Consider the following 1,656-nt stretch of genomic DNA (forward strand, 5'->3'; position numbering starts at 1 on the left):
ACCACGAAGGAGGCGCACTTGTCGAGCTCGGCGGGCGCGCACTCCTGCCAGATGCCGGTGCCGCCCCCTATCAGGATCTTGTCGGCGTCCTTGACGACGTTGTGTTCGGCGCCGAAGTTGATCAGCGCCCAGGCGTCCTTGGCGTAGTACGTCTCGTCGAACATGATCGCGCGCGGATGGCCGAGGTCGACGAACCGCAGGACCCCCCCGAACAGCGCGACCAGCAACGGTCCCAGCCAGCCCCACATGGCGCCGCCGGGCATCGGCGGCACCAGTCGGTCGCGCGCCGAGCCCTTCGTCCCGCCGGGCGTCTGGGGCTCCTGGGGCTCCGGCTGCTGCGGTCCCTGGTTGGTGAAGTCGGTCACGGCCACCCGGACATCGTACGGTCCCCCCACCCCCCTGAGCCCAGGAAAAAAATTCCTAGATGCCCAATTCGAGAACTTCCTCCCAGGCTGGGCGCCCATCCGGAATGCGGGAGGATGGAACGGTGACGGACAACGGCAGGCTTGTGCTGGCAGGGGCTCCGATCGGGCAGGTGGGCGACGCCTCGCCCCGGCTGAGGCAGGCGCTGGAGAGTGCCGACGTGGTCGCGGCGGAGGACACCCGCAGGCTGCGCCGCCTGGCGGGGGAGCTGGGCGCGGAGATCGGCGGCCGGGTCGTCTCCTACTACGACGCCAACGAGGCCGGGCGGGCCGCCGAGCTCCTCCAGGCCCTCCAGGACGGCAAGACCGTGCTGGTCATCACCGACGCGGGCATGCCGGGCGTCTCCGACCCCGGCTACCGCCTCACCCACCTGGCGGTCGAGGCGGGGATCACCGTCACCTCGCTGCCCGGACCGTCCGCGGTCACCACGGCGCTGGCCGTCTCGGGGCTGCCCAGCGACCGCTTCTGCTTCGAGGGCTTCCCCCCGCGCAAGTCCGGTGAGCGCTCCCGCCGGCTCTCCGCCCTCGCGGAGGAGGAGCGCACCATGGTCTTCTTCGAGGCGCCGCACCGGCTGCAGGTCGCGCTGGCGGCGATGGCGGAGGCGTTCGGCGCCGACCGCCGGGCGGCGGTCTGCCGGGAGCTCACCAAGACGTACGAGGAGGTGCGGCGAGGTGGCCTCGGGGAGCTGGCCGAGTGGGCGGCCGGGGGCGTCAAGGGGGAGATCACGGTCGTCGTCGCGGGGTACGCCGGGCAGGCCCTGCCGCCGGTGATCGGGGACCTGGTCGACGAGGTGGCACGCCGGGAGGAGACGGGGATACCGAGGAAACAGGCGATCGTGGACGTGGCGAAGGCGGCGGGAATCCCCAAACGCGATCTTTATGATGCTGTCCATCGCGGCTGAATTATCACCATAATTGCCCGAATGGGATTAATACGGGATCGCCTCTTGCCTCCCATGCAGGGAAGCGTGGCCTGGGGCTGGCTGGGACCGCTGCTGGTCGCGGCGTTCGGAGGGGTCCTGCGGTTCGTCGACCTCGGGCGGCCGCACGCGGTCGTGTTCGACGAGACGTACTACGCCAAGGACGCCTGGGCGCTGATCCACTACGGGGTCGAGCGAGCCTCGCTCGGCACCGTGGAGGACCCGGTCGCCGACCGGATGATCATCGCGGGGAAGACCGACTTCCTGGTCAAGTGCACGCCGCCGGAGGCCGACCCCTGCCCGCTCTACGTGGC

General features: G+C 70.7%; 1 protein-coding gene and 2 pseudogenes. 2 read left to right on the forward strand and 1 reads right to left on the reverse strand.

The window, feature by feature from the left end:
• A pseudogene (locus ACVCAG_RS45660) lies at positions 1-371 on the reverse strand (phospholipid carrier-dependent glycosyltransferase); the annotation flags it as partial.
• Between the two features lie 98 nt (positions 372-469).
• Between ACVCAG_RS45660 and rsmI the strand changes: the two are divergent.
• Entirely contained in the window at positions 470-1,324 is an 855-nt protein-coding gene (gene rsmI, locus ACVCAG_RS45665; RefSeq protein ID WP_440074317.1) for a 16S rRNA (cytidine(1402)-2'-O)-methyltransferase, read from the forward strand.
• Between the two features lie 54 nt (positions 1,325-1,378).
• Positions 1,379-1,656: pseudogene (locus ACVCAG_RS45670) on the forward strand (phospholipid carrier-dependent glycosyltransferase); the annotation flags it as partial.

The sequence above is a fragment of the Streptosporangium sp. G12 genome (assembly GCF_052983175.1).